29 protein-coding genes and 1 other RNA gene are annotated in these 25,903 nt (G+C 64.6%); 11 read left to right on the plus strand and 19 right to left on the minus strand.

What is annotated here, in order from left to right; all coding sequences use genetic code 11:
* Positions 1-2: 2 nt before the first annotated feature.
* The 4 genes from lysA to argH are packed head-to-tail and all read right to left on the minus strand — an operon-like array spanning position 3 to position 2,964.
* A complete protein-coding gene (lysA, locus tag BMI88_RS11695; RefSeq protein ID WP_078548945.1) occupies positions 3-1,268 on the minus strand; it encodes a diaminopimelate decarboxylase in 1,266 nt (421 codons plus the stop codon).
* A gap of 12 nt (positions 1,269-1,280) precedes the next feature.
* Complete coding sequence (locus BMI88_RS19590) at positions 1,281-1,406, minus strand: argininosuccinate lyase (RefSeq protein WP_143593806.1); 126 nt, start codon at positions 1,404-1,406, stop codon at positions 1,281-1,283.
* Positions 1,403-1,561, minus strand: coding sequence for a hypothetical protein (locus BMI88_RS19770; RefSeq protein WP_158522131.1), 159 nt, complete (start codon positions 1,559-1,561; stop codon positions 1,403-1,405). Before BMI88_RS19770 ends, BMI88_RS19590 begins: the two co-directional genes overlap by 4 nt.
* Positions 1,558-2,964 (minus strand): argininosuccinate lyase, encoded by a 1,407-nt coding sequence (gene argH, locus BMI88_RS11700; RefSeq protein ID WP_078548948.1) that lies wholly within the window; start codon positions 2,962-2,964, stop codon positions 1,558-1,560. The genes BMI88_RS19770 and argH overlap by 4 nt, the downstream gene beginning before the upstream one ends.
* 27 nt (positions 2,965-2,991) lie before the next feature.
* On the opposite strand from argH, the gene BMI88_RS11705 reads away from it, so the two are divergent.
* Complete coding sequence (locus tag BMI88_RS11705) at positions 2,992-3,540, plus strand: TlpA disulfide reductase family protein (protein ID WP_078548951.1); 549 nt, start codon at positions 2,992-2,994, stop codon at positions 3,538-3,540.
* A 216-nt stretch (positions 3,541-3,756) separates the two neighbouring features.
* On the opposite strand, the gene BMI88_RS11710 is transcribed toward BMI88_RS11705, so the two are convergent.
* Positions 3,757-4,989, minus strand: coding sequence for a PAS domain-containing protein (locus BMI88_RS11710; RefSeq protein ID WP_246831872.1), 1,233 nt, complete (start codon positions 4,987-4,989; stop codon positions 3,757-3,759).
* 174 nt (positions 4,990-5,163) lie between these two features.
* Here BMI88_RS11710 and BMI88_RS11715 point away from each other — a divergent pair, with 174 nt between their 5' ends.
* From BMI88_RS11715 to BMI88_RS11730, 4 genes are all read left to right on the plus strand, one after another.
* On the plus strand, positions 5,164-6,006 hold the full coding sequence (locus BMI88_RS11715) for an EAL domain-containing protein (protein WP_078548956.1): 843 nt from the start codon (positions 5,164-5,166) through the stop codon (positions 6,004-6,006).
* Between the two features lie 141 nt (positions 6,007-6,147).
* Positions 6,148-7,323, plus strand: coding sequence for an acetyl-CoA C-acetyltransferase (locus BMI88_RS11720; RefSeq protein ID WP_078548959.1), 1,176 nt, complete (start codon positions 6,148-6,150; stop codon positions 7,321-7,323).
* A 105-nt stretch (positions 7,324-7,428) separates the two neighbouring features.
* Positions 7,429-8,151, plus strand: a complete 723-nt coding sequence (locus BMI88_RS11725) for a beta-ketoacyl-ACP reductase (protein ID WP_078522527.1) — start codon at positions 7,429-7,431, stop codon at positions 8,149-8,151.
* 67 nt (positions 8,152-8,218) lie between these two features.
* On the plus strand, positions 8,219-9,139 hold the full coding sequence (locus BMI88_RS11730; protein WP_078548961.1) for a DMT family transporter: 921 nt from the start codon (positions 8,219-8,221) through the stop codon (positions 9,137-9,139).
* Positions 9,140-9,221: 82 nt separating this feature from the next.
* Here the strand turns inward: BMI88_RS11730 and BMI88_RS11735 are convergent, their stop codons facing one another.
* From BMI88_RS11735 to BMI88_RS11745, 3 genes are all read right to left on the minus strand, one after another.
* Positions 9,222-9,389: a DUF465 domain-containing protein gene (locus BMI88_RS11735; RefSeq protein ID WP_078548964.1), complete on the minus strand. Its 168-nt coding sequence runs from the start codon at positions 9,387-9,389 to the stop codon at positions 9,222-9,224.
* A 118-nt stretch (positions 9,390-9,507) separates the two neighbouring features.
* Entirely contained in the window at positions 9,508-10,275 is a 768-nt protein-coding gene (locus BMI88_RS11740; protein WP_078549782.1) for a methyltransferase, read from the minus strand.
* 5 nt (positions 10,276-10,280) lie between these two features.
* Positions 10,281-10,493 carry a DUF2007 domain-containing protein gene (locus tag BMI88_RS11745; protein WP_075773958.1) on the minus strand — a complete coding sequence of 71 codons (213 nt, stop codon included), beginning with the start codon at positions 10,491-10,493 and terminating at the stop codon, positions 10,281-10,283.
* Positions 10,494-10,529: 36 nt separating this feature from the next.
* On the opposite strand from BMI88_RS11745, the gene BMI88_RS11750 reads away from it, so the two are divergent.
* Positions 10,530-11,564 carry a polyprenyl synthetase family protein gene (locus BMI88_RS11750; RefSeq protein ID WP_244176598.1) on the plus strand — a complete coding sequence of 345 codons (1,035 nt, stop codon included), beginning with the start codon at positions 10,530-10,532 and terminating at the stop codon, positions 11,562-11,564.
* Between the two features lie 47 nt (positions 11,565-11,611).
* Here BMI88_RS11750 and BMI88_RS11755 read toward each other — a convergent pair whose 3' ends face one another.
* On the minus strand, positions 11,612-12,493 hold the full coding sequence (locus tag BMI88_RS11755) for a 4-(cytidine 5'-diphospho)-2-C-methyl-D-erythritol kinase (RefSeq protein WP_078548966.1): 882 nt from the start codon (positions 12,491-12,493) through the stop codon (positions 11,612-11,614).
* Entirely contained in the window at positions 12,480-14,354 is a 1,875-nt protein-coding gene (locus BMI88_RS11760) for a tetratricopeptide repeat protein (RefSeq protein ID WP_146673556.1), read from the minus strand. The genes BMI88_RS11755 and BMI88_RS11760 overlap by 14 nt, the downstream gene beginning before the upstream one ends.
* Before the next feature lie 329 nt (positions 14,355-14,683).
* Between BMI88_RS11760 and BMI88_RS11765 the strand changes: the two genes are divergently transcribed.
* Complete coding sequence (locus BMI88_RS11765) at positions 14,684-15,670, plus strand: DegT/DnrJ/EryC1/StrS family aminotransferase (protein ID WP_246831890.1); 987 nt, start codon at positions 14,684-14,686, stop codon at positions 15,668-15,670.
* Between the two features lie 2 nt (positions 15,671-15,672).
* On the opposite strand, the gene BMI88_RS11770 is transcribed toward BMI88_RS11765, so the two are convergent.
* Genes BMI88_RS11770 through BMI88_RS11780 form a run of 3 tightly spaced genes read right to left on the minus strand, consistent with a single transcriptional unit; the run spans position 15,673 to position 18,976 of the window.
* Entirely contained in the window at positions 15,673-16,323 is a 651-nt protein-coding gene (locus BMI88_RS11770; protein ID WP_078548975.1) for an acetyltransferase, read from the minus strand.
* Between the two features lie 31 nt (positions 16,324-16,354).
* Positions 16,355-17,275 (minus strand): hypothetical protein, encoded by a 921-nt coding sequence (locus tag BMI88_RS11775; protein ID WP_078548977.1) that lies wholly within the window; start codon positions 17,273-17,275, stop codon positions 16,355-16,357.
* A gap of 54 nt (positions 17,276-17,329) precedes the next feature.
* On the minus strand, positions 17,330-18,976 hold the full coding sequence (locus tag BMI88_RS11780; protein WP_078548980.1) for an electron transfer flavoprotein-ubiquinone oxidoreductase: 1,647 nt from the start codon (positions 18,974-18,976) through the stop codon (positions 17,330-17,332).
* Between the two features lie 237 nt (positions 18,977-19,213).
* On the opposite strand from BMI88_RS11780, the gene greA reads away from it, so the two are divergent.
* Together greA and BMI88_RS11790 are read left to right on the plus strand one after the other, a co-directional pair.
* Positions 19,214-19,684 (plus strand): transcription elongation factor GreA, encoded by a 471-nt coding sequence (gene greA / locus BMI88_RS11785; protein ID WP_078548983.1) that lies wholly within the window; start codon positions 19,214-19,216, stop codon positions 19,682-19,684.
* 57 nt (positions 19,685-19,741) lie between these two features.
* Entirely contained in the window at positions 19,742-20,788 is a 1,047-nt protein-coding gene (locus BMI88_RS11790) for a hypothetical protein (protein ID WP_232621654.1), read from the plus strand.
* Between the two features lie 81 nt (positions 20,789-20,869).
* Here BMI88_RS11790 and BMI88_RS11795 read toward each other — a convergent pair whose 3' ends face one another.
* Together BMI88_RS11795 and mobA are read right to left on the minus strand one after the other, a co-directional pair.
* Positions 20,870-21,457, minus strand: coding sequence for a GNAT family N-acetyltransferase (locus tag BMI88_RS11795; RefSeq protein WP_246831873.1), 588 nt, complete (start codon positions 21,455-21,457; stop codon positions 20,870-20,872).
* Entirely contained in the window at positions 21,454-22,056 is a 603-nt protein-coding gene (gene mobA, locus BMI88_RS11800; protein ID WP_281480229.1) for a molybdenum cofactor guanylyltransferase MobA, read from the minus strand. The genes BMI88_RS11795 and mobA overlap by 4 nt, the downstream gene beginning before the upstream one ends.
* Before the next feature lie 88 nt (positions 22,057-22,144).
* Here mobA and BMI88_RS11805 point away from each other — a divergent pair, with 88 nt between their 5' ends.
* Together BMI88_RS11805 and BMI88_RS11810 are read left to right on the plus strand one after the other, a co-directional pair.
* Positions 22,145-22,891 (plus strand): AzlC family ABC transporter permease, encoded by a 747-nt coding sequence (locus tag BMI88_RS11805; protein WP_246831874.1) that lies wholly within the window; start codon positions 22,145-22,147, stop codon positions 22,889-22,891.
* Positions 22,888-23,220: an AzlD domain-containing protein gene (locus tag BMI88_RS11810; RefSeq protein WP_078548989.1), complete on the plus strand. Its 333-nt coding sequence runs from the start codon at positions 22,888-22,890 to the stop codon at positions 23,218-23,220. Before BMI88_RS11805 ends, BMI88_RS11810 begins: the two co-directional genes overlap by 4 nt.
* Positions 23,221-23,635: 415 nt before the next feature.
* Here BMI88_RS11810 and rpmG read toward each other — a convergent pair whose 3' ends face one another.
* From rpmG to rnpB, 4 genes are all read right to left on the minus strand, one after another.
* Complete coding sequence (gene rpmG, locus BMI88_RS11815) at positions 23,636-23,803, minus strand: 50S ribosomal protein L33 (RefSeq protein ID WP_011750518.1); 168 nt, start codon at positions 23,801-23,803, stop codon at positions 23,636-23,638.
* Between the two features lie 159 nt (positions 23,804-23,962).
* Positions 23,963-24,673 (minus strand): tellurite resistance TerB family protein, encoded by a 711-nt coding sequence (locus BMI88_RS11820; RefSeq protein ID WP_078548992.1) that lies wholly within the window; start codon positions 24,671-24,673, stop codon positions 23,963-23,965.
* Positions 24,674-24,753: 80 nt separating this feature from the next.
* Positions 24,754-25,137 carry a DUF302 domain-containing protein gene (locus BMI88_RS11825; RefSeq protein WP_078548995.1) on the minus strand — a complete coding sequence of 128 codons (384 nt, stop codon included), beginning with the start codon at positions 25,135-25,137 and terminating at the stop codon, positions 24,754-24,756.
* Positions 25,138-25,328: 191 nt separating this feature from the next.
* Positions 25,329-25,742: RNase P RNA component class A (gene rnpB, locus BMI88_RS11830), an RNA gene on the minus strand.
* Positions 25,743-25,903 lie beyond the last annotated feature (161 nt).

Raw genomic sequence — 25,903 nt, forward strand, 5'->3', positions numbered from 1 at the left:
GATCAGAGCCACTCCGGGATGGTATCGCGGGAGAGCATTTCCTCAAAGCTCGGTCTTGCCCGAATGAGAGCGAATTCGCCGCCGCGGACCAGAACCTCGGGGATCAGCGGACGCGAATTGTATTCCGACGACATGACCGCGCCGTAAGCCCCCGCCGAACGGAAGGCGACCAGATCGCCCGGGCCGAGCGGCGTCAGATTGCGCGCCTTGGCGAAGGTGTCGCCGGTCTCGCACACCGGGCCGACGATGTCGAAAGGCGTGGATTCGGTGCCCGGCGCGGCTTCGATCACCGGGACGATGTCGTGATAGGCGCCATACATCGAAGGCCGCACGAGGTCGTTCATCGCCGCGTCGAGAATGAGGAAATCGCGCCCCTCGCCCTCTTTCAGCCAGATCACCGAGGTGACCAGCAGCCCGGCATTGCCCGAAATCAGGCGACCCGGTTCGATCTCGATCTCGCAGCCCAGATCGCCCACGGTGCGCTGGATCACCTGCCCGTATTCGATGGGCAGCGGCGGCGCGGAATTCGACCGCTCATAGGGGATGCCCAGACCGCCGCCGAGGTCGAGACGGCGGATATCGTGGCCATCTGCGCGCAGCGCCTCGGTCAGTTCGCGGACCTTGAGGAAGGCCGCCTCGAACGGCTCCAGATCGGTCAGCTGCGAGCCGATATGCACGTCGATGCCCACGACCTCGATGCCGGGCAGCTGGGCCGCCTCGGCATAGACCGCGCGGGACTTGGCAATCGGGATGCCGAACTTGTTCTCGGATTTGCCGGTCGCGATTTTCTCATGGGTCTTCGCGTCGACATCCGGGTTCACCCGCAGCGCGATCGGCGCGGTGACGCCCATCGACGCGGCAATCTCAGAAATCGCGAGCAGTTCCGGCTCGGACTCGACATTGAACTGGCGAATGCCGTTCTCGAGGACGTAAGCGATCTCCTCGCGGGTCTTGCCGACGCCCGAGAACACCACGCGATCCCCCGGCACACCAGCCGCCCGCGCCCGGCGATATTCGCCGCCCGAGACCACATCCATCCCCGCGCCCAGATCGCCCAGAACCTTCAGCACCGCGAGGTTCGAGTTCGATTTGATCGCGAAGCAGATCAGGTGATCCGTCCAGCCGAGCGCCTCTTCGAACAGCTTGAAATGGCGCTCCAGCGTGGCGGTCGAATAGACGTAGAACGGCGTGCCAACAGCGGCCGCGATCTCGGGGATCGGCACATCCTCTGCATGAAGGACGCCGTCGCGATAGAGGAAATGATCCATGAGAGGTCTCGATTACTGGGCCGAAGCCTGCTGGGATTGCGTGCTGTCCGCCTCGGACGGCGGGACGGGCGGACCGTCGACACCGCAGGCGGCGAGCGAAAGAAGAAGCGTCAGGGCGAGGGTCAGGGTCTTGGTCATGGGGTCACCGAAAGGGTCATGATGCCAACGCGCGCCGTCGCGGCGGGATAAACTTTGATGCCGTCACGGTTGATGCCGACATGTGTGTGCAGCTCCGGATCGGCGGCACAGGCGCCAAGCAGACCGATCAGCACGAACGGAGCCGCGAATTTCATCCAAGCCGTTCCTTCCAGCGAGCGATCTGCGCGCGCACCTGATCGGGCGCGGTTCCGCCGTAAGACTGGCGCGAGGCGACCGAGTTGTGAACCCCGAGGACGTCGAAGACGCTCTCGGTGATCGCCGGGTTGATCGACTGCATCTGTTCGAGGCTCAAATCGGGTAGATCGCAGCCTTTTTCCTCAGCCATGGCCACCAGCGAGCCGGTGACGTGGTGGGCGTCGCGGAAGGGCAGCCCCGCCTCGCGCACCAGCCAGTCGGCCAGATCGGTCGCGGTGGAGAACCCACCCGAGGCCGCGGCCTCCAGCTTGTCCGCGTTCACCGTCATGTCGCCGATCATCCCCGCCATCGCGGCAAGCGCGAGCATCAGGTTGTCGGCGGCGTCGAAGACCTGTTCCTTGTCTTCCTGCATATCCTTGGAATAGGCGAGCGGCAGCCCCTTCATCACCGTGAACAGCGCGACCGAGGCCCCGAGGATGCGCCCGATCTTGGCGCGGATCAGCTCGGCCGCGTCCGGGTTGCGCTTCTGCGGCATGATCGAAGAGCCCGTCGACCACTTGTCCGACATCGCGACGAAGCGGAACTGCGCCGAGGACCAGATCACCAGCTCTTCGGCGAGGCGCGACATGTGAACCGCGCAGATCGACGAGGCCGACAGGAACTCCAGCGCGAAATCGCGATCCGACACCGCGTCGAGCGAGTTCGCCATCGGCCGGTCGAAGCCCAGCGCCTCGGCCGTCGCATGGCGGTCGATCGGGAAGCCGGTGCCGGCAAGCGCCGCCGCCCCCAGCGGGCATTCGTTCATCCGTTTGCGCGCATCAATGAATCGGGATTTGTCGCGCGCGAACATCTCGACATATGCCATCATGTGATGGCCGAAGGTCACCGGCTGCGCGGTCTGCAGATGGGTGAAGCCGGGCATCACCCAATCGGTGCCCTCCTCGGCCCGGGTCAGCGCAGCGCGGATCAGCGTGTCGAGCCCGGTGATCGCGGCGTCGCATTGCTCGCGCACCCAGAGGCGAAAATCGGTCGCGACCTGATCATTGCGCGACCGCGCCGTGTGCAGCCGCCCCGCCGGTTCGCCGATGACCTCCTTCAGCCGCGCCTCGACATTCATGTGGATGTCCTCGAGCGCGGTCGAGAAGGGGAAACCGCCCGCTTCGATTTCTGACAAAACCGTGAGCAAACCTTCTCCGATCGCCTCGGCGTCCTTATCACTAATGATGCCTTGCGCGGCGAGCATCGCGGCGTGGGCCCGGCTGCCGCGGATATCCTGCGCGTAGAGCCGCTGGTCATACCCGATCGAGGCGTTGATCGCCTCCATGATCGCGTCAGGTCCCGCGGCGAAACGCCCGCCCCACATCGCGTTGGAGGACTTGTTCTCGTCGGTCTGATCGGTCATGGTCTGAGGCCCTTGCTAGGAGGCTATATGTTACGGTTTCTCGTCCTTTATACGGCGCTGGCGCTGGGTGCAAATGTTGCGCAGGCCGCGGATCTAGATGCGGTGAAATCGGGACAGATGGAATCCCTCGTCACCTATGACGAACCGCTGCCGCTGCCGCCCTTCACGGTGACCGATGAAAGCGGCGACGAGCATTCGATGAAAGATTTCGAAGGCAAGGTGGTCCTGATCAACTTCTGGGCGACGTGGTGCCCGCCCTGCCGCGAGGAAATGCCCTCGCTGAATGCGCTGCAAAAAGCCTACGGCGAGAATGGGTTTCAGGTGATGACGATTGCCACGGGCGGTTCGAACTCGCCCGAGAAAGTCGCCGCCTTCTTCGACAAGGAGGGCATCGACGCCCTGCCCCGCTTCCACGACGACGCCAATTTCGCCGCCCGCGCGATGGGCGTTCTCGGACTGCCGGTCTCGGTGCTGGTCGACAAGAACGGCCATGAGGTCGGCCGGATGATCGGCGGCGCGGAATGGGATTCGCCCGAGGCGAAAAAGGTCATCGAGGCGCTGATCGACGAGAAGTAAGCGCAGGGTGATGTAGCGGCAGCAGGCACTTTGCCGCCGGACCGGTCTTCCGTTGCGGCCCGATCTTCGATCGCATCCCGCGCAACCCGGTCCGCGTGTCGCAACATTCTGCAGAGCCCGGCGTCTGGGCTGCATCTGAACTGCCCGCCACGCCTCTGCCCCCGCGAGCCATGTTCTACGCCGAATGTTTTCCTTTGCGCTCGGGTCTGCCGAGACTCACGCCGCGCTTCTCCCCGCGCGCAGATAGCGCCCTAGCCAATGTTCAATCTCTTCCGACAGGGCCAGGATGGCCTCCAGTCGCCCTTTGATATCGTCATGGAAACTGTCGAGCTGGTCGATCGTAGCCGCGAGCCCGCCATTCGCATCCCGCATGCGCCCACACTCGACGCGCCCAAGGACGCGGATCGTGTCGAGCCCGAGCAGCTGGCGACGAATGTCTCGGCTCTGGTTCATCATGTCGTCGGCGAGTTCGGCCGCTTGACGCATCGCGGCATTCGCATCGGCAGTGCCTTTGGTGACGAGCGACTGCAGCAAAGCGCGTTCTTCCTCTCGGGGCCGATCATTCTGCGCCTCTTCGCCCATAAAATTGGTGCTCATTTCGTTGAGGACGCGCGCGCAGCCCAGTTGGAACACTGCGCGCGCGACCTGAAAGGCCATCTGACCACAGAGATTGCCGCGACCGGCAACGAATTTGCGCAGCCGCTCCGAGATGACAGCAGACGAGGCTTTGTAGTTTTCCGAGATCGCAGACACCGGCCCCCCGGACGGCTCGAGCCGCGAGGCGACGATCCGCATGTTGTTCGGCACGGATTGCAGCGCTTCGAAACTGCGTAGAAGTCCGAATTGCTCCTTCGTGAGCCGCCCCATCGCGGTGTTCAATTCGGCCAGCATCCGCGTATTCTCATCGGCATTTCGATTGAGGCGACGATCCCGTTCGGTAAGCTCGAGCGCCAGCGCATAGGCCATGAAGGCGGTGTAGCTGGAATAGCCGCCACGCTCCGCGAAATCACGTAGCAGCGTCGCGCTCTCCTCCGGGTCGAGGGACTCCGCCCGTTCGCGCGCAGAGAGATCACGGTAAAGCGTATGGATTTCATCGGACAGCTCGCTCGTCGGTTTCAGCCGGACCGAGAGGTAGCCGCCCTCGATCGGCATGACGACCGCAAAGACCCAATACCACCCGCCGCCTTTCGCCTTGTTCTTCACATAGGCGCCCATGGGATAGCCTTTTTTCAGCGCATCCCAAAGCACCCTGAACACCGCGCGCGGCGTATCGGGATGACGCACGATCTTATGCGGCGCCCCGATCATCTCGGACCATTCAAAACCCGCGGTGCGCCGAAAAATCTCGTTGCCCGATTGGATCACCCCACGCGTATCGGTGCGCGAGTAGAACAATTCTTCCAGCGCGAAAGGCACCTCGTTGGTGCCGCGCAGTGCCGGCTGCCCCATTTTCGTCATCGCCCATTCTGTTCCATCAAGCTCCACCCTAGGCACCTGCCGGTTACCATCGACTTAACGCCGGATGCGAATTTCCAGTTAACCACGAGTCCGGCCTATTTCCCGGTCTTTACCCCTTCTTAGGCGCTTGCGCGGATGCTTGGCTCGAAGGCGAAGGAGGGGCAGATGACGAATCGAGACGCGAGGGCCATGCCGGTGCATCGTGACGAAGATAGCCCGCTGAGCTTTGCGGCTGCCGAGCAAAGCCGACAGGCCTTGGCCATGGTGCGCGCGGCGATCGACCGGCATGACGTCATGCTGGCCTATCAGCCAGTGATCCAGACCTGCCGCCCCGACCGACCTGCGTTTTACGAGGGCCTGATCCGGGTTCTCGACGATCGCGGGCGCATCATCCCCGCGAAGGAGTTCATCAACGCGATCGAACGTACGGAGGTCGGGCGGAAACTCGATTGCCTCTCGCTCGAACTGGGTCTGAAAGCGCTCCTCGGGCAGCCGGATCTGCGCCTGGCGGTCAATATGTCGGCGCGCTCGATCGGCTATGCGCCCTGGACCAAGGTTCTCAATCGCGGCCTCGCGGTCGATGAGACCGTCGGCGAGCGTCTCATACTGGAGATTACCGAAAGCTCGGCGATGGAAATTCCCGAACTGGTCAGCGTCTTCATGGAGGATTTGCAGGCGCGCGGCGTCAGTTTCGCGCTCGACGATTTCGGGGCGGGTTACACGTCTTTCCGCTATCTGCGAGATTTCTACTTCGACATCATCAAGGTCGATGGGCAGTTCATCCGCGGCATCTCGCACGATCCGGACAATCAGGCGCTGACGAAATCGCTGCTCGACGTGGCGCGCCATTTCGAGATGTTCACGATCGCCGAAGCGGTCGAGTCGCTGGAGGATGCCGAATATGTGGCAAGCCTCGGCGTCGATTGCATGCAGGGCTATTACTTCGGCGCGCCGACGATCCACCCCCCGTGGAGCCAGTCTCACGAACCGCAACGGAGACGTGCATGACCCCAGCCAGAGCGCAATAAAGTTGCGTTAACAATTTCCAGAGCGACGGGATTAAGCTTGACCTCTCGTTCCCTTCCGCCATGCTGCACAGCAGCAGAACGGACGCGCTGTCGCGCCCGCTTAAGTGATGAGGAGGATCCCATGACCAATGTCGTCATCGTCTCGGCCGCGCGTACGCCCGTCGGCTCGTTTTTGGGCGCGTTTGCCAATACGCCCGCACATGACCTCGGCGCCGCCGTGATCGAGGCCGTCGTCGCCCGCGCCGGGATCGAGAAGTCCGATGTGTCCGAAACGATCCTCGGTCAGGTGCTGACCGCGGGCCAAGGCCAGAACCCCGCCCGCCAAGCCCATATCAACGCGGGCCTGCCGATCGAAAGCGCTGCCTGGTCGATCAACCAAGTCTGCGGTTCGGGCCTGCGCACGGTCGCGCTCGGCGCCCAGCATATCATGTGCGGCGATGCCGATATCGTCGTCGCGGGCGGTCAGGAAAGCATGTCGCTCAGCCCCCATGTCGCGCATCTGCGCGCGGGTCAGAAGATGGGCGACATGAAGATGATCGACTCGATGATCAAGGACGGCCTGTGGGACGCGTTCAACGGCTACCACATGGGCCAGACCGCCGAGAATGTCGCCACCCAGTGGCAGATTTCGCGCGAGATGCAGGACGAATTCGCGCTGGCTTCGCAGAACAAGGCCGAGGCCGCGCAGAAGGCCGGCAAGTTTGCCGACGAGATCGCCGCCTTCACCGTGAAGACGCGCAAGGGCGACACGGTCGTGGATCAGGACGAATATATCCGCCACGGCGCGACGATCGAGAACATGCAGAAGCTGCGCCCGGCCTTCGCCAAGGACGGCTCGGTGACCGCGGGCAACGCGAGCGGCATCAATGACGGTGCGGCCGCGGTGCTGCTGATGTCGGAGGAAGAGGCCGAGAAGCGCGGGCTCACGCCGCTGGCCCGCATTGCCTCCTATGCGACCGCCGGGCTCGACCCGTCGATCATGGGCTGCGGCCCGATCCCGTCCTCGCGCAAGGCGCTGGAGAAGGCGGGCTGGAAAGCCTCCGATCTCGACCTGATCGAAGCCAACGAGGCCTTCGCGGCGCAAGCCTGCGCGGTGAACAAGGACATGGGTTGGGATGTCAGCAAGGTGAACGTCAATGGCGGCGCCATCGCCATCGGCCACCCGATCGGCGCCAGCGGCGCGCGAATCCTCAACACCCTTCTGTTCGAGATGAAGCGTCAGGGCTCGAAAAAAGGCCTCGCCACGCTCTGCATCGGTGGCGGTATGGGCGTCGCAATGTGCATTGAAGGCCTCTAACGGCAAAAAAATGCTGCATCTGCAAAAAGAGCGCGCAACTTTGTTGCGCGCTCTTGTCATTTTCGGTAACAGCATTTCAAGGGCATTCCATTTGGAGGAGGAATCATGGCGAGAGTTGCATTGGTCACCGGCGGATCGCGCGGCATTGGCGCGGCGATCTCGAAGGCGCTGCAGGCGGCGGGCTACACGGTCGTCGCGAACTATGCCGGCAATGAGGAGGCTGCGGCCAAGTTCACCGAGGAGACGGGGATCAAGACCTACAAATGGTCGGTCGCCGATTACGACGCCTGCGCGGCGGGGATCGAACAGATCGAATCCGAAGTCGGCCCGATCGACGTTCTGGTGAACAACGCGGGCATCACCCGCGACGCGCCCTTCCACAAGATGACCCGCGAGCAGTGGAACCAGGTGATCGACACCAATCTCAGCGGCATCTTCAACATGACCCATCCGCTCTGGACGAAGATGCGCGAGCGCAAGTTCGGCCGGGTCGTGAACATCTCCTCGATCAACGGCCAGAAGGGCCAGTTCGCTCAAGCGAACTACTCGGCGGCGAAGGCGGGCGATCTGGGCTTCACCAAGGCGCTGGCGCAGGAAGGCGCACGCGCGGGCATCACCGTGAACGCGATCTGCCCCGGCTATATCGCGACCGAGATGGTCATGGCGGTGCCGGAGAAGGTGCGCGAGTCGATCATCGGCCAGATCCCGGTCGGTCGTCTGGGCGAGCCCGAAGAAATCGCGCGCTGCGTGGTGTTCCTCGCCTCCGACGATGCGGGCTTCATCACCGGCTCGACGATCACCGCGAATGGCGGTCAGTACTTCATCTGATTTCGCCTCTTGGCATTCTCGACGGAGGCCCGCATTTTGCGGGCCTCTTTGTTTTGGCGGGGACAGCATGACACGCGGCAAGGCCACTTCGATCGGGTTCACGGCGGTATTGCTGTGGGCGCTGCTGGCGCTGTTCACCGTGGGATCGGCTCCGGTGCCGCCCCTGATGCTGAACGCGCTGTGTTTCGCGTTGGGCGGCGCGGTGGGCGTGATCTGGCTGGTAGCGACCGGTGCGCTGGGGCAGCTGCGGCACGTGTCGTGGAAGGTCTATCTCGCCGGGACCGCGGGGCTGTTCGGCTATCACTTCCTTTATTTCTCGGCGCTGCGCCTCGCGCCCCCGGCCGAGGCCGGGCTGATCGCCTATCTCTGGCCCCTGCTGATCGTGCTGTTTTCGGGGTTGTTGCCCGGCGAGCGGCTGACGCTTTGGCATGTCGCGGGAGCGGTGCTTGCTTTCGGGGGCGCGGCGCTGATCCTCGGGGGCGGAATCTCCGCCGATCCGGCGGCGCTGCCCGGCTATGGGCTGGCGCTGATCTGCGCGCTGACATGGTCGAGCTATTCGCTGCTGTCGCGGCGCTTCGGCGCGGTGCCGACGGCGGCGGTCGCGGTCTATTGCCTCGCGAGCGCGGCCCTGTCGGCCGTCGCCCATCTGGCACTGGAGCCGACGATCTGGCCGCAGGGCGCGATCGGCTGGGCCTCGGTGATCGGCTTGGGGTTGGGGCCGGTCGGGCTTGCCTTCTATACATGGGATCTTGGCGTGAAGCGCGGCGATATTCAGCTTCTGGGGACCGCCTCTTACGCCGCACCGCTGGTCTCGACGCTGGTGCTGGTCGCCGTCGGGATCGCGAGCGCCCGCCCAACCCTGCTGATTGCGGCGGCGATGATCGCGGGCGGCGCCGGGCTGGCGGCGCTTGGCGGTCGGCGTCGGCGCGCCGCGCCTCCGCCGCCGGATATGACCGGGCAGGAGATACCGCGGAAAGGTTCGGCCTGAGTCGGCATCCGCTCTAACGGCCCTTTTTCAAAAGAGACGGGCCGCCCCGAAGGACGGCCCGGTTAAACTCGTGGGAGGGCCCTCAGGCCGTTTCGAGGCGGCGGATTTCCTCTTTCAGCCTAAGTTTTTGCCTTTTCATCTGAGCGATTTCGAGATCGTCGATGCCGGGTCTGCGCGATGCGCGCTCGACCTCCATCGACAGAGCCTCATGTTTTTTGCGAAGTTCGGTGATATGCGAACCAAGCGACATGGCAGTCTCCTCTCCAGTTGTCAGCCCATCGATTGCAGCACAGGTTTTGAGTCGTGTCACGGAAATGTCGTATAGCGACGGGTTATCCCCAGCATTTTCGCGAAATCTTGCGAAAGCGTTAACGCGGAATCGGCAATTTTTGACCTTCGCGCAGGATTTCGCGCGCAATATCCGTCAAATCCTCTGCGTCGCGTGAATGCACCGGCGCCGAATGCAGGATCAGCGGCGCCAGAAGCTGCAGCGGCGTCCGCGCGCCTTTGCGGGCCGTGACGATCACCCGCCGCGCTGCGCGCCCTGTGCGAGGGGCGATCGGCAGAACGGTGATCGCGCCGGTCCGCCCGTGCAACCCCGCCAATAGGTCCGCCAGACGGTCGGCCTGCTGGATCAGCGTGATCCGCCCCTCGGGCTTGAGCCGCCGTAGCCCCGCGTCGAGCCATGCGCTGATCGGCGTCGCCTCGCGCTGTGCGCGCTCGCGTCCGGGATCGGCGGCGGGCGTGCCGTCCTCGGGCCCGAAATAGGGCGGATTGGCGATGACATGATCGAAGCTGCGCGCCCGGAGATCGGCCGGCATCTGCGCCAGATCGCCTTCGATCACCTCGAGCGCGATCCCGTTCTCCGCCGCGTTGCGCCGGGCCAGATCGGCATAGGCGGGCTGCAGTTCCACCCCGCTTTGCGCAAGCCCCGACACCCGCCAGCCAAGGCACAGGCTCGCCACCCCTGCCCCGCAGCCGAGCTCCAGAACCGACTGGCCCGCCTGCGCCGGACAGGCCGCCGCCAGCAGGACCGGGTCCATCGCCGCGCGGTAGCCCGCGCGCGGCTGGGCGATGCGCAACCGCCCGCCGAGAAAGCCATCGACTGTCAATTCATCGGGCCCGAACCGATCCATGGGCATCAATCCGATTTGATCTCGTTATCGCGCAGAACCGCCTGCGCCATGAACATGTCGCTGTCGCGCACCATCAGGCGGCGCGGAAGGATTCCGAGCGAGCCTTCCAGCACGCTCGTATGGACGTCGAGTTGAAACGTGCTTATACCCTCGCCCTCGAGAAGGGCGGTCGCCATGGCCAGTTTCACCGGGTCCGTGCTGCGCAGTAGCTCTTTCATATCCCTCACTTACGGCCCCTTGCGAGGGCTGTCGAGATGAGGCAGATCGAAGGGATGAACATGAGCCTCGACGACAAGCCCGACAACACGGCGAAACCGCATGACCGGCTCGCGGAAGCCTTGGCCAGCGACATGGCGGCGGTGGATGCGCTGATCGCCGAGCGCATGGCTTCGGAAAACGCGCCGCGTATCCCCGAAGTGACCGCCCATCTGGTCGGCGCGGGCGGCAAGCGGCTGCGGCCGATGCTGACCGTCGCGGCGGCGCGGCTGTGCGGCTACGAGGGCAGCCTGCATCACAACCTCGCGGCAGCGGTCGAGTTCATCCATACCGCGACGCTGCTGCATGACGACGTGGTCGACGAGAGCAAGCAGCGCCGGGGCCGCCCGACCGCGAACCTGCTCTGGGACAACAAGTCGAGCGTGCTCGTTGGTGATTACCTGTTTGCGCGGTCGTTCCAGTTGATGACCGACACCGACAACCTGCGGGTTCTGTCGATCCTGTCGAACGCCTCCGCCGTCATCACCGAGGGCGAGGTTCTGCAGCTCTCGGCCGCGGAAGACCTGAACACGACCGAGGACACCTATTACAAGGTGGTGCGCGGCAAGACGGCGGCGCTGTTCTCGGCGGCGACCGAGGCGGGCGCGGTTCTGGCCGGTGCGCCGGAGGACCAGATCGCGGCGCTGCACGATTACGGCGAGAGCCTCGGGATCGCGTTCCAGGTGGTTGACGATCTGCTGGACTATCTCAGCGATGCCGAGACGATGGGCAAGAACGTGGGCGACGATTTCCGCGAGCGCAAGCTGACCCTGCCGCTGATCAAGGCGCTGGCGAAAGCCGACGCGGACGCCCGCGCCTTCTGGACCCGCACCATCGACAAGGGTGACCAGCGCGAGGGCGATCTGGAGCATGCGATGGAGCTGCTGCACGCGACCGGCGCGCTGGAAGAGACCCGCGCGGCAGCCCTCGAATGGGCCGATCGCGGGCGCGAGCGGCTCAAGGTCCTGCCCGAGAGCGAGCTGCGGCAGATGCTGGACGATCTGGCGGATTACGTGGTGGCGCGACTGCGCTGAGGGGGGCTCTGCCCCCCGCCCTGCGGGCTCCCCCGGGGATATTTAGGTCAAGAGGAAGAGGCGCGGCTTTGAGGCTGCGCCTTTTGCATCTGATCGCCGAGCATGCCCGAGGCGCGCCACCAGTCGGGGCGACGTTGGGCCAGCATCGCCTCGGCGGCCTGCGCCCCGTCCAGCGTCTCGAACAGCGCGAAACAGGTGGCCCCCGAGCCCGACATGCGCGCGAGGCGGCAACCGGGCAGCATCATGAGACCGTCCAGAACCTCCCCGATCACCGGGGCGGAGGCGATGGCGGGGGCTTGGAGGTCGTTGCGCTGGGTCGCGAGCCAGTCGATGCAATCGGCCGCGCCAGTGAAGGTCGGCAGCACTTCCGGCATCGGGGGATTGTCCTTCGAATCGAGCCCTTTGAAGATCGCAGGCGTCGGCACCTCGACGCGCGGGTTGACCAGTAGCGCGGGCAGCGGCGGCAGCGGCACGGGGTCGAGCGTCTCGCCGATACCGCGCACGCGCTGGGGCTGCGGCGTCAGGCACATCGGCACGTCTGCCCCAAGCTGTGCGGTCTCTGCCGGAAGCGGCTGGTCCCAAAGCGCAGCCAGCCCCCGCAGCGCAGCCGCCGCGTCTGACGATCCACCGCCGATGCCCGAGGCGGGCGGCAGATATTTGTCGAGATGGATCTCGGCCCCCTGCCCTGCCGGGCGCGACAGGAGGGCCGCGGCTTTCAGCACGAGGTTCGACGGGTCGGCGGGCACGCCCGCCGCCTCGGGCCCCGCGACGCTGAGCGACAGCACATCGCTCTCACGCAGCACCAGCCGGTCGCCCATCGGCCCGAAGGCCACGAGGCTGTCGAGCAGGTGGTAGCCATCGGCCCGCTGGCCGGTGACATGGAGCGTCAGGTTGATCTTCGCCGGCGCGAAGGCGTCAATTATTCGCATCGCTCGCGGGAGTTTCGGGGGCAGCCTGAGCGGTATCCTTGCTCGGGCCCTTGTCCTCGAGCGGCGGCAGACCCTGCTCCTTGCGCAGCTGGTCCAAACCCACCTCGATCTTGCGGCGGATCGCATCGGGATCGAGCTCCTCGGTGGTCTCCGCATCGTCGGTCGCGAAGGACAACGCGCGGCGCCACTGGAATTTCGCCTCGCGCTGGCGGCCCACGGCCCAGAGCACATCGCCGAGGTGGTCGTTGAGCAGCGGATCGCGCGGCTCGAGCTCCACGGCGCGCTCCATCTTCTCGGCCGCCTCCTGATAATGGCCAAGCTTGAACAGCGCCCAGCCGAGGCTGTCGATGATGAAGCCCGCATCGGGACGCTCGGCGGCGGCCTTGCGGATCATGTCGAGCGCCTCGTCGAGATTCTCGCCCTTGTCGACATAGGAATAGCCCAGATAGTTGAGCACCGAGGGCTGATCGGGCGAGAGACGCAGCGCCTCGCGGAAGCCCTTCTCGGCCTCGTCCCAATTGCCCGAGCGTTCCTGCGCGATGGCGCGCGAATACCAGACGAACCAGTCCTTCGGCTCGGGCTGGCCAAGCAGGTCGATCGCCTTGTCATAGGCCTTTGCAGCCTCGGCAAAGCGGCTCTCGCGGCGCAGCGTGTCGCCCAGAGCGGTCCAGACGCCCACGAGCTTGGGACGGCTGCGCGACAGGTTCTCGAGCACTTCGATCGCCGCATCGTTGCGGCCCGCGCGCACCATCGATTCCGCGCGCCCGATCTCGGCGGCGTGGTAGATCGGGCTGTCGGGCTTGATGTCGGCATAGGCTTCGATGGCAAGGTCGTATTGGCCCTGCTGGTCGAGCATCGACGCGGTCAGCAGCGTCGCGTCATCCATGTCGGGCCGGATCATGTTTGCCAGCCGCGAATGCACCAGCGTGAACGTGTCGGGTGCATCCCCGATCAGCGCCTGTGCGACCGAGTAATAGACCTCCGCCACGCCGTCGGACGCGTTGCGCACGACGTCGAAGGGCAGCGTGTCGCCCGCCTCCAGTTTGGTGCGAATATCCTTCAGCTGCGGGTCGAGATCCTTGCCAAAGCGATCCTCGATCAGTTTCAGCGCCTCTTTGTTCTTCTCGAGCTGCGAGAGCACTTCGACATGGGCCAGCACGCCGCGGCGGGTCGAGGTGATCTTCTCGCCGTGTTCGCCGCTCAGGATCGCATCGGCGCCTTCGTAATCGCCGACCAGCGCCAGCGCGAGCGCCTTGTGGAAGCCCGCGAAGGCGGCGAGGCCCTGCTGCTTGCCGACTTCGTCGAAGGCCGCGGAGGCGTCGGACATCTTGCCGTCGCCCGCCAACGCCCAAGCCTTGGTCAGACCGCCCACGAGCGGCCCGGGATCGGCGCCGCTGTCGAGAAGCGCGAGCGCCCCGGTCCAGTTCTTGTCATGCGCATCGGCCGCCAACGCGGTGAGCGCCGCGATCTGGCTGCCGGTCCCGGCCTCCACCATCTGCTGCGCAAGCGGCGTGGCGCGGTCAAAATCGGCGATCGCAATCTCGGAGACGAGCGTCGCTTCCGCGGTCGCGCCGCTGGTATCGCCGCTGGTCATCAATTGGCGGTAGTAATGCGCGGCCTCGGCGAAATCGAATTGCTGCGACGCGATGCGCGCGGCGAGATAAGCCCCCGCCTCTGCGGGGCTCGGGTCATTCGCGGTCTCGCCAGCATCGCCTTTGGCCTCGGCGTCATCGGCAGCCTGCGCCGCATCTTCGGCGCTGCCAGCCTTCGGCGCATCCTGAGCCAGCAGCGGCATCGGCGCGGTGGAGCCCATCAAGAGGGCGAAGAGCGCAAGGCGCAGCGGGGTCTTCAAACTCGACACGAAACGGTCCTCTCATTCGGGTTGAAATCGAGCGTAACGGCGCGCTGCGGGCATTACAATGAGCCGAACCACCGCACGCGGGAAGCCGCCTGCACAGACACGGCGTTGTGATGAGGGAATTGACGTAAAGTCGTCGCGCGCGGATACTCAACCACAGCTTCAGGCGAGACGACGAGAATTCGCCAGGCTCGAAGGCTACGCATAACGAGTATTTGCAGATTGCACATCTTTAAGGTTATCAGTCTGCCTGTAAATTCTTCTTCGAGTTGAAAGACGATCACCTTGTGACTGATACCCAAGTCAAGTTCATCAACGCCAAATCTCCCGATATGACTCGAGTGACCACGCTGCTCGATCTCTGCAGTCGCGAAAACAGCTGGGCAAATCGCGGCCCTCTGTATCGAAAGCTCGTAGAATCATTCGCTGCGCATTTCAGCTTCGGACCGCAAACATCCGTCACGCCCTGCGCGAACGCCGGAATTGCATTGGAGGCGATGGCGAAGCTTCTGGCGCTGCGCGAGGGGCGCGCGCTGCGATGGGTCGGCTCCGCGTTCAGCTTTCAGAACCTGGGACGCGGCCACTTCGCCGATATGCACTTTGTCGATTGCGACGATCAGGGGCTTCTCGACCTGGATCAGTTGAAGGCGCTTCCCGAAGACAGTTTCGACGGGCTCGTCGTCGTGAATCCGTTCGGCCTTCATCGGGACTTCTCCGCCTATATCGAATACGCCAAGGCCACCGGGAAACTCCTGCTTCTGGATAACGCGGCGGGGATCAATCGCGATTTACCCGATTGGCCGTGGCAGGCGCTCAGCCTGCACCACACCAAGCCTTATGGCATGGGCGAAGGTGGTCTTGCGATTACGCCCGCGGAGCTATCCGAAGAGTTTTACAGCCTGATCAATTACGGCGCGGTTCCGGCAGAGCCGTCTTGCTGGGTGAACAACGGCAAGATTTCCGACATTTCCTGCGCCTTTCTGATCGACCGCCTCGAGCGGGTCGACACTTGGGAGAAAGAGTATTTCGAGCAGGCCGAGCGCGTCCATCACATCGCGCGCGAGCTTGGCCTGCGCCCTTTGACGCCATTCAACATCGGCGCGCCCGCCATGAGCTGGGGTTATCTTGCCGAGACGGAAATCCCTTTGGAAACGATCTTGGACAGCAAACAGCTGACCTTCGGAAAATATTACAAACCGCTGGCTGACCTGCCGAAGACGACGGAGCTGTATCGCAATCTCGTCAACATCCCGACGCATCCCGATGTCGCCCTGCTGAGCGACCGGGATTTGCGGGAGGCGATCGAGCGCCTGCTTTGAACTCAGGCGGGATCGCTCTTGGTCTGGATAACCTTCGCGGGGACTCCCACCGCGACACTGTTTTCGGGAATTTCCCGGACCACAGCAGCCCCCGCGCCGATCACCGAAGCCCGGCCGACGGGGATGCGTTGAATGATGCTCGCCCCGGTGCCGATCTCGACTTCCTCCGCCAAGCGGACGTTGCCCGAGATATTCGCCCCCGGGCTGATCGTCGAGAAGGATCCGATTTCCACATCATGCCCGACCGTCGCGCTGAGATTGATGTGAACATGATCGGACAGCTCGATATCGGTCGTCAGGCAGGCGCCTGCGCAAATGATGACACCGTCGCTCAGCCGGACATTCTCACCGAGCCACGCCCTCGGATGCACCAGCACCGGAAAAGCGTGTCCGCGCGCGCCCAAACGGGTCGCAATGCCCTTGCGTGCAGCCGGAGACCCAATCGCGATCACGACATCCGGCAGCGGATCGTCTCCGAAGGTGGACAGATCGGAGGTGACCGGCAGCCCGTGGACCGTCTCCGGGTGCTCAATGCCGGGATCGACCGCGAAACCGAGCACGTTCCATGTCGCGGCCTCCGCGTTAATCGCATGAATCACCTGAAGCACTTCGCGCCCGAAGCCGCCGCAGCCATAGATCACGATGTTTCGCATGGGCACAAATTCCTCCTCGCAGCCGGCGCGATCAGCCGAAGCGCTCTTTCAGAATAGCGAGAAAGCGCAAGACATTCTCGGTTTCCTGCTCTCTGGCCGCTGCCATGTCGGCAATCAACTGATCGCGCGTCGCGCGCGCCCAGTCGATCTCCTCCTCACCATAAGCGACCCCGTGCTTCAACTCGAAGCCGTCCCGCCAGTCTTCCGCACTCAAGCCGGGACGCGGGACGACCACCGGCACACAGCCCGCCAGCGCCGCGTAATAGGCATACATCGTGTAGAGGTCGTGGCAGTAGAAAACTTCGGTCTTATTGAAGACCTCGGCGATTTCTTGGTGACTGAGACCGTCGAGCGGAATAGCGCGGTCGCCTTCCGGGATTTGCGAGAGCGTGTCCGTTCCCTTCCGGATCATCCGGCAACTGCCGGAGCGCGGGCGATTTTCATCGCGATAGACGTCCTCGCGCAACCACCGCACCCGCAGCAGACGATCGGGGGAAACCGGGGCGACACCCTCGGCGAAGGCTTCCTGATAGAAGAAGACTTCCTCGCTCGGATCGAGGGTCTCATTGCCGCCCAACAGGCCGGGGCGGTTCAGCAGCCAGCGGACCACGCGCTCGGCTTCCAGCGGGTTACCCCTGACCGTCTCCGGATAGACAATGATCGCATCGTCAAGGACCGCATCGGAGGCCATGGGCACATCCATGCTCTCATGCGCAAAAAATTCGGGCAGCTTCCGGCGATAGTTCCAGCGCTTCAACGCGCCAAGCCACGCGGGGCGCAGAGACCGGTAGGTCTTGCAGGGCTGACTCGCATAGGCGTCGACGCCAAGGCTCCGCATGCGGTCGATCAACGCGTGGAGCACGATCTGCCCCCCGCTGTTTTCGTCGAAGGGGCGACAGACCACGACGATCGGCCGGGTCGGAAACGAGCCAGTCGGTGTTTGCGTCGGCATATTCGGCCTTCCCAGAGTCCGGTGCAAAAAGGGGCCCGCAGGCCCCTTTCGCGATCACATGTTCGGGTAGTTTGGCCCGTCGCCGCCCTGCGGGGTGGTCCAGTTGATGTTCTGGCTCGGGTCCTTGATGTCGCAGGTCTTGCAGTGGACGCAGTTCTGGAAGTTGATCTGGAACTTTGCGTCGTCGCCCTCGCCGACCACCTCGTAGACGCCTGCCGGGCAGTAGCGCTGCGCGGGCTCGTCATATTTCGGCAGGTTCACCGAGATCGGGATCGACGGATCCTTCAACTTCAGGTGGCAGGGCTGGCTCTCTTCATGGTTGGTGTTCGAGAAGCTGACATTGGTCAGGCGGTCGAAGCTCAGCTTGCCATCGGGTTTGGGATAATCGATCGGCTTGAAGTTGCTCGCCTCGCCGGTCGCTTTCGCATCCGATTTGCCATGCTTGAGCGTGCCGAACAGCGAGAAGCCGAAGACATCGTTGGTCCACATGTCGAGCCCGCCGAGGACGAGCGAGGGGACCATCCCCCATTTCGACCACATCGGCTTCACGTTGCGGACCTTCTTGAGGTCGTTCGCGATCGGACCCGAGCGCAGATCGGCTTCGTATTCGGTCAGTTCATCGCCCGAACGGCCACCTTTGATCGCCTCTGCCGCAGCTTCCGCCGCCGCGATGCCCGACAGCATCGCGTTATGGTTGCCCTTGATGCGCGGCACGTTCACGAGCCCCGCCGAACAACCCAGCAGCACCGCGCCCGGCACGGTCAGTTTCGGGATCGACTGCCAGCCGCCTTCCGAGATCGCCCGCGCGCCGTAGGCCACGCGCTTGCCGCCCTCCAGAAGTTCCGCGACCATCGGGTGATGCTTGAAGCGCTGGAACTCCATGTAGGGATACAGGTGCGGGTTCTCGTAGTTCAGGTGCACCACGAAGCCGACATAGACCTGATTGTTCTCGAGGTGGTAGATGAACGACCCGCCGCCCGCATTGCCGCCGAGCGGCCAGCCCATCGTGTGGGTCACGGTGCCTTCGCGGTGCTTCTCCGGGTCGATCTCCCAGATTTCCTTCATGCCGAGGCCGAATTTCTGCGGGCAGTGACCGTCGGAGAGGTTGTGCTTCTCCATCACCACCTTGGCGAGCGAGCCGCGCACGCCTTCGGCCATCATCACGTATTTGCCGCGCAGCTCCATGCCCGGCTCGTAGCCCGGGCCTTCCGTGCCATCGGGGTTCTTGCCGAATTCGCCCGCGACGACACCGGCGACGCGATCGCCGTCCCAAACGATTTCCGAGGCGGCCATACCCGGGAAGATCTCGACGCCCAGACCTTCGGCCTGCTCGGCCATCCAGCGGCAGACATTGCCCATCGAAACGATGTATTTACCGTGGTTCGACATCAGCGGCGGCATCGGCCAGTTCGGGATGCGCATCGCCCCGGCCTCGCCCAGCATGTAGAAATTGTCCTTCTTGACCGGCACGGTGATCGGTGCGCCCTTGTCCTTCCAGTCGGGGATCAGCTGATCCAACCCGCTGGTGTCGAGCACCGCGCCCGAAAGGATATGCGCGCCCACTTCCGAGCCCTTCTCGAGCACGACGACCTCGAGCTCCGGGTCGATCTGCTTGAGACGGATCGCCGCCGAAAGCCCTGCAGGCCCCGCGCCCACGATCACCACATCATATTCCATCGACTCGCGCGTCACGTCGGTCATGTCTGTCGAACCCCTTGCTGGTCGTCCTAGCTGGCGTCCTGCCTAGCCTACCTCGCGTAACGAGGCAATTGTTACGCTGCGATGCCGCGCAACAATCTTGCGCCAAATTACAATCCCTTCCCAGACTGAGGAGATCGGCAATTCGCCGCGAAAATCGCGCTGTCCACTTGACTTCCGGGGGTCAGAGAAGATTTAGATGCCCTGAATTGGGGACAGTTCCGAATTCGGGAGCCTTCCATGGACAAACAACCGATGACGCGCGCGGGTTTCGACGCGCTCAATACAGAATTGAAAAAGCTCAAGTCCGAAGAGCGGCCCGCGATCATTGCTGCGATCGCGGAAGCGCGGGAATTGGGCGACCTCTCGGAGAATGCCGAATACCACTCGGCACGCGAGAAGCAGGGCTTTATCGAAGGCCGGATCAAGGAGCTCGAAGGGCTTCTGGGCCGGGCCGAGGTGATCGACCCGTCGAAGATGACGGGCGCTGTGAAATTCGGCGCGACCGTCACCATCGTCGACGAGGACACCGACGAAGAGAAGACCTACCAGATCGTCGGCGAGCCCGAGGCCGATCTGGAGAAGGGCAAGCTCAACATGAAATCGCCGCTGGCGCGTGCGCTGATCGGCAAGGACGAGGGCGACTCGGTCGAGGTTCGTACGCCGGGCGGCGACAAGGCTTACGAAATCCTCAAGATCGTTTTCGCCTGACGCGGTCGTCCCCTGCGCGGTGAGCATCTGACCGCGCGCCACTGACGGAGAGCCTGAATGGAAGGACCCGCAGAGCAGGACAAGGACCGGTTCGCCATGCCCGGCGGACCGCAATCGCCTGCCGGTCGTCCACGCCTCAAGACGCGATACCCCGGCGCGCCGGAATGGATCGCGCTGGGGCTTAGCCTCCTGTGGGTTTTCATGGTCGTGGCCTTCTGGTTCTTCGCCCCGGGGATCGCGCGCGCCGCATCGCTGTTCGCCACCGTCAGCCTCGTCGTCGGGATGGCGGTGCCGATCGTGATGATCTGGGTCGCGGCCGTAACGGCCCGCGCAACCCGCGAGATGCGCGCCGAGACCGCCGCTCTCAAGCAATCCATCGAGGCGATGCGCACGGCCTGGCTCAATCAGCAGGCGCTGCGCACCGATCAGAATGTCGAGAAGAAGCTCGACGAGATCGCCGCCGTCGCCCGGCAGGCCGAAACCACCATCGCGACCTTCGCCTCGCGCCGCGACGTGCAGGCGAGCCAGCCCTCGGCCGATCGCAAGGCGGCGCTGGTGGCCCCGCCCCCGCCGCGGCCCGATGACAGCGAACCGATGCTGGCGCTCGGCACCCCTGCCGAGGAGTTGCGCGCGCCGCTCTCGGTCGCGGATTTCGTCCGCGCCCTGAACTTCCCGGATTCGCCCGACGATACCGAAGGCTTCCGCGCGCTGCGCCGCGCCCTTGAAGACCGGTCGACGGCTAAGCTGCTGCGCTCGGCGCAGGATGTGCTGAACCTGCTCGCGCAGGACGGCATCTACATGGACGACCTCAAACCCGACCGCGCCCGGCCCGAGCTGTGGCGTCGCTTCGCCCAAGGCGAGCGCGGGCGCGAGATCACCAGCCTGGGCGGCATCCGCGACCGCTCGTCTCTGGCGCTCAGCGCTGGCCGGATGCGCGGCGACACGATCTTCCGCGACGTGGCGCATCACTTCCTGCGCCAGTTCGACCGCACCTTCGCGGAGTTCGAAAAGAACGCGTCGGATCAGGACATCGCCGAGATGGCCGAGACCCGCACCGCGCGCGCCTTCATGCTGCTGGGGCGCGTCACCGGAAGTTTCGACTGAGGGGGGCCCGCCCCCTCGGGCTTCGCCCTCACCCCCGGGATATTTTTGCCAATACGAATGGGCGCGGCGGAGGCAGAGCCTTCACAGCGCGCGGCGCATCAGTTGCACCGACCGGAAGTCGAAGACCAGCCGCGTCAGCCGCGATGTGCGCCGCCCCGTGACCTCGAAGCCCAGCCGTTGATACAAGGCACGTGCGCGCAGATTCTCGTCGATCACGTCGAGGCAGAGCGCCGCATAGCCGCGCCTGCGCGCCTCATGGGACAGCGCCTCGATCAGCGCGCGCCCGATGCCCGCCCCGCGCAGCTCGGGCCGCACCGCGATCCCGTCGACCATCATCCCGCCCGCGGGCAGATCATGCGCCAGAAGATGCAGGCAGGCGCCACGCCAGAGCCCGCCGCTGCGCCCGTAATGGCTGCGCAGATCGGACCAGCTTCCGCCGACGAAGGAGCCGCGATGGGTGCGAAACCCGACCACCCCGACGAGCGTGCCGTTGCCGTCGAGCGCCGAGAGCGCGTGGCTGGGGTCGATCACGTCGGCGATGAAGCCCAGGGCGCGCGGCTCGGGGCCCATCACCCGCCCGAGCTTGCCGCCGAAGGCCTGCCAGTAGAGCCCCGCCGCAGCCGTGCGATGCTCGCGTGCGAGCCCGTGCCGGATCGACACCTGAGTCACCGTGTCGCCTCCGCCAGATGCGCGGCCGCCGCTGCGAGATCTTCCGGCGTGTTGAGATTGGTGAACGGGTCGGGGCTGCCCTCGAATTCCACCGGCGCCGCGTCCGGGAAGGCCGCGCGCAAGCGCCGCTCTCCGGAGGTGAAGAGTTCGGCGATCCGGGGGCGTTCCGCGACCGGGCATAGCGCCACGCTCGGATGGTCGCGGCCATTCGAGGCGGCATAGGCCGCGCCACCGGGGGCGCTTAGCCGGGCCACGAGATCGTGGGGCAGGAAGGGCGTATCGACAGGCACGCATAGCAGCCGCTCCGCGCCCTGCTCCGCCGCCCAGTCGAGCGCGCTCAGGAGCCCCGCCAGAGGCCCCTCGCCGCGCCGCTGGGGCGGATCGGGCAGTACGGGGATCGGGGCGAATCGCAGCGCCGCCCCATTGGCGGAGATCGCGAGCCTGGCCACCTGCGGGCCGATCCGGGCTGCGACATGCGCAAACAGCGGACGCCCGGCGAGCATCACCGTCGCCTTGTCGACGCCGCCCATGCGCCGCCCTTGCCCGCCCGCAAGGATCACCGCGACCACACGCGGCCCGACATCTTCGCCAGCGGTCAAGATGATTGCCTCCAATACAATCGCGCGCTTTGCCTTTGCCCGCATCCTTCCCTATCTGTCCCGCAACTGAGAACGGGAGACAAGCATCATGTCGGACATGACCGCGAACGGGACGGCCCCGAAAGGCACGATCCGAGCCGCCTATTGGCGCGGATTTCGGCATGGCCTGCCGTTCCTTCTGGTAATCATGCCCTTCGGGCTGCTGTTCGGGGTGGCGGCAACCAGTGCGGGGCTCGATCTGGCGCAGGTCATGGGCTTCTCGGTGATGGTCATCGCGGGCGCTGCGCAATTCACAGCGCTGCAGCTGATGGGCGATCACGCGCCGGTCCTGCTGATCCTCGCGGCCTCGCTTGCGGTCAATCTTCGCATGGCCATGTATTCGGCAGCGCTGACGCCGCATTTCGGCAAGGCGAAGACATGGCAGAAGGCGCTGGTGGCCTATTTCATGGTCGATCAGTCCTATGCGATGGCGGCCAATGAATACGAGGCCGAGCCGGAGATGAGCCGCGCCGAGAAGCTGGCCTATTACGCAGGCGTCTGCAGCCCGATCTGCCCGAACTGGTATGTGGCGACGCTGCTCGGCGCGCTGGTGGGCGCGAAAATCCCGCCGGAATTCGCGCTCGATTTCGCGGTGCCGATCACCTTCCTCGCGATGATCGGGCCGGCGCTGCGCACGCTCGCCCATGTCGCGGCGGCGGCGGTCTCGGTCGTCGGCGCGCTGGCGCTGAGCTTCCTGCCCTCCGGCGTGGGACTGATGATCGCCGCGGTCGCCGCGATGGTGACGGGTGCGCAGGTCGAATTTTGGGTCGCGCGCAGAAAGGCGGTGCGGGAATGAACGGGTATTCGGACGCCCTGATCTGGGGAATCATCATTGCGCTGGGGATCGGCACGTTCTTCCTGCGTTTCTCTTTCATGGGCTTCCTCGGCGACAGGCAATTGCCGGAATGGGCGCTGCGCTACCTGCGCTATACGCCGGTCGCGGTTCTCCCAGGGCTGGTGGCGCCGCTGGTGCTGTGGCCTGCGGCCACGGGCGGTGAGACCGACCCTGCACGGATGATCGCCGCCTTCGCGACGCTGGGCGTCGGCATCGCCACGCGCAACACGCTGTGGGCGATTCTCAGCGGCCTCGCCGCGCTTTACCTGTCGCTGTGGCTGGTGGGGTGAGCCGCGCCTCGGAGGGCTTCCAGTGGAAGCCCTCAGCGGCGAACGCGCCGACCGTGGAGGCGCCGGGGCGCGATTGCTGAAGGCGCAGATCGGGGGCTCCAGTGGAGCCACCGAAGCGGCGAACGCGGATTGCGTAGGCAATTCGCCCGGGTAAACCCGCTAACTCCGTCTTATGCCTCCAGAGGGCCGCGCCCGACCTCGGGTGGGCGCTTTGCAGCGCTCGGTGGCTGGGCGCTTTATCCCGCAAGCCCGTAGGACAGCGATACCCGCAACGACATCGCCAATGCGCCCTCCCCGGGGGAGGTCGGGCGCGGCCCGGGCCGCTTCGCGGCTGATCCGGGCAGCGAGTTTCCAATCCAAAAGAAAAAGGCCGTGCCCGGAGGCACGGCCTTCTAACCGTCAAGGTCAGGCGATCTTACTTGATCTTGCCTTCCTTGTATTCGACGTGCTTGCGCACGACCGGATCGTATTTGTTCACGGTCATTTTTTCGGTCATGGTGCGGGCGTTCTTCTTGGTCACATAGAAGTGCCCGGTGCCCGCCGTCGAGTTCAGACGGATCTTGATCGTCGTCGGCTTCGCCATTGTTTATCTCCTAGCTCCGGGCATCGAAAAAACTACGCACCCGCGGAATCCTTGAAGCCCGCCTTTTAGCGATGCGCGATGCGGAGTCAACCGGCAAACCGGGCCGCAGGCTGAAAATTCTTCGCCCACGGCTCATAAAGCGGTGACGCCCTTTTCCGCTCAGATCAGCGGCTTGCCCATCGTCTCGTGAATCTGGGCGACTTTCTCGGTCTCGAGGCCCAACGCCGCGGCGAGATTCGCCAGATATTGCTTCTCCGCCTCGGTATCGACGGTGATCGGCAGAAGCGCAGACGAATAGACCTGCGACTTCATGTGATCCGAGGTGGCATTGGCCAGAGCGGTGATGTCGATCGGACCGTCGAGTTCGGATTTCACGAAGGCGATCTCTTCGTCGGAGGCGTCGGACAGGTGATCGAGGATGGTCTGGCGCTCGGTGTCATCGATCTCGCCATCGGCCTTCGAGGCCTGGATCATCGCGCGGATCATCAGCTTGGCCTGATCTTCCATCATCGCGTTGACCGGCGTGCCGGAGGTCACGGCGCCAAGCATCTCCGAGATATTGCCCGCACCCGTTTTCGCAGCGCCGGTCATGGCGCCAATCAGCGCGCCAAGCCCCGCCTCGGTCGCCGCCGTCGCGGAGGCTGCCTGAGAGCCGAACTGGCCGAAGAGACCGCGCACGGTTTCCTTGCCGCCGGGCATGCCCATCCTCTCGGCCCACTCGCCCATCTGGTCGCCCATACCGCCGGGCTCGCCCGCTTTGCCGAGCGCGTCCTTCATGCCGTCGAGGCCGCCCATCTTGTTGAAACGCTCCACGCCCTTGGCGGCGGCGAAGCCCACCGCGAGCGTGGCCAATGTCTTCACGAAGCTCATATCATTCCCCCGAAATGCGGATTCCTGTTGAGACAGCTTCGCGCGCAGGGACGCGCTTGGCTAGAAAAAACTCACGCGATTTACAGCTTGGCAACCACGTCGGCGAGCATCTGGCGCACCTGGCTCGCAACTTCGGTGAGGTCGTCATTCTCGACCGCGAGCATCGAGGCCACGGGATCGACGGCGCAGACTTCGATCCCGTCCTCCACCTCGCGCAGCACCACGTTGCACGGCAGCATCGCCCCGATCCGCGGCGCGACGCCGATCGCCTCATAGGCAAGCTTCGGGTTGCAGGCGCCGAGGATCTTGTAGCGCGGCATGTCCTTGTCGAGCTTGGCCTTCATCGTGGCGGACACATTGATCTCGGTCAGCACGCCGAAGCCCGCTTCGGCCAGCGCCTCGCGCACTTTCGCCTCGACCTCGTCGAATGCCCCGGTCATCACCTTGTCGATCGTATAGCCCATGGCAATCTCTCTCCCCTAGTTGGTCTTGGCTGTTCGCGCCTTTGCGTCGAGCGTGGCCAATTCGATGCGAAACGCAAGTCACGATCATGGAGAGGCCTGTGCTTCAATGCGCGCTCACTGTGCCGCAGTGGCGGGAACCCGTGCGGGCGGGGGCTTGTTCCTTGCCCTCGATCTTGAAGCGAAAGAAGAATTTGCGCGGATGGCCTGTAAGCCGGATTTTGTCCCGGGGGCTTGCACCCCCATGGATGACCATTCCTCTCGCCCTGCGATTGCTCACAGGGTCTAGCTGCCAACCCGGATCGCTCGGGGCGAAGCTCCCCTGCCATCACCGCAAGCGGCGCAGCACGCGATCCCTATTCGGCGTTGCTCCCGGTGGGGCTTGCCGTGCCGGTCCTGTTACCAGTCCCGCGGTGGGCTCTTACCCCACCGTTTCACCCTGACCCCGGCCGAAACCGAGGCGGTTTGTTTTCTGTGGCGCTTTCCGTCGGGTTTCCCCGCCCGGGCGTTACCCGGCACCGTTGCTTCATGGAGTCCGGACTTTCCTCGGGCCCCCGGCTACCCGCATACACGGGGCTACGGGAACTCGCGGCCATCCAGCCATCCGCGCAAGGCAGCAGATAGACACTCGCCTGCGCGCGGTCAATCGCCCCCGCGCTGGCTTGTTCCGTCACCAAGAAGCGCCGCCCCGCATCACGAGGCCGTGAAATTTCGGGAGCAGTCCGTGCAACCACTTGCTTTTCAGGTGCGGCACGTTGACGCTGGCCGT

It is taken from the genome of Thioclava sp. F36-6 (genome assembly GCF_002020305.1).
Classification (GTDB): domain Bacteria; phylum Pseudomonadota; class Alphaproteobacteria; order Rhodobacterales; family Rhodobacteraceae; genus Thioclava; species Thioclava sediminum.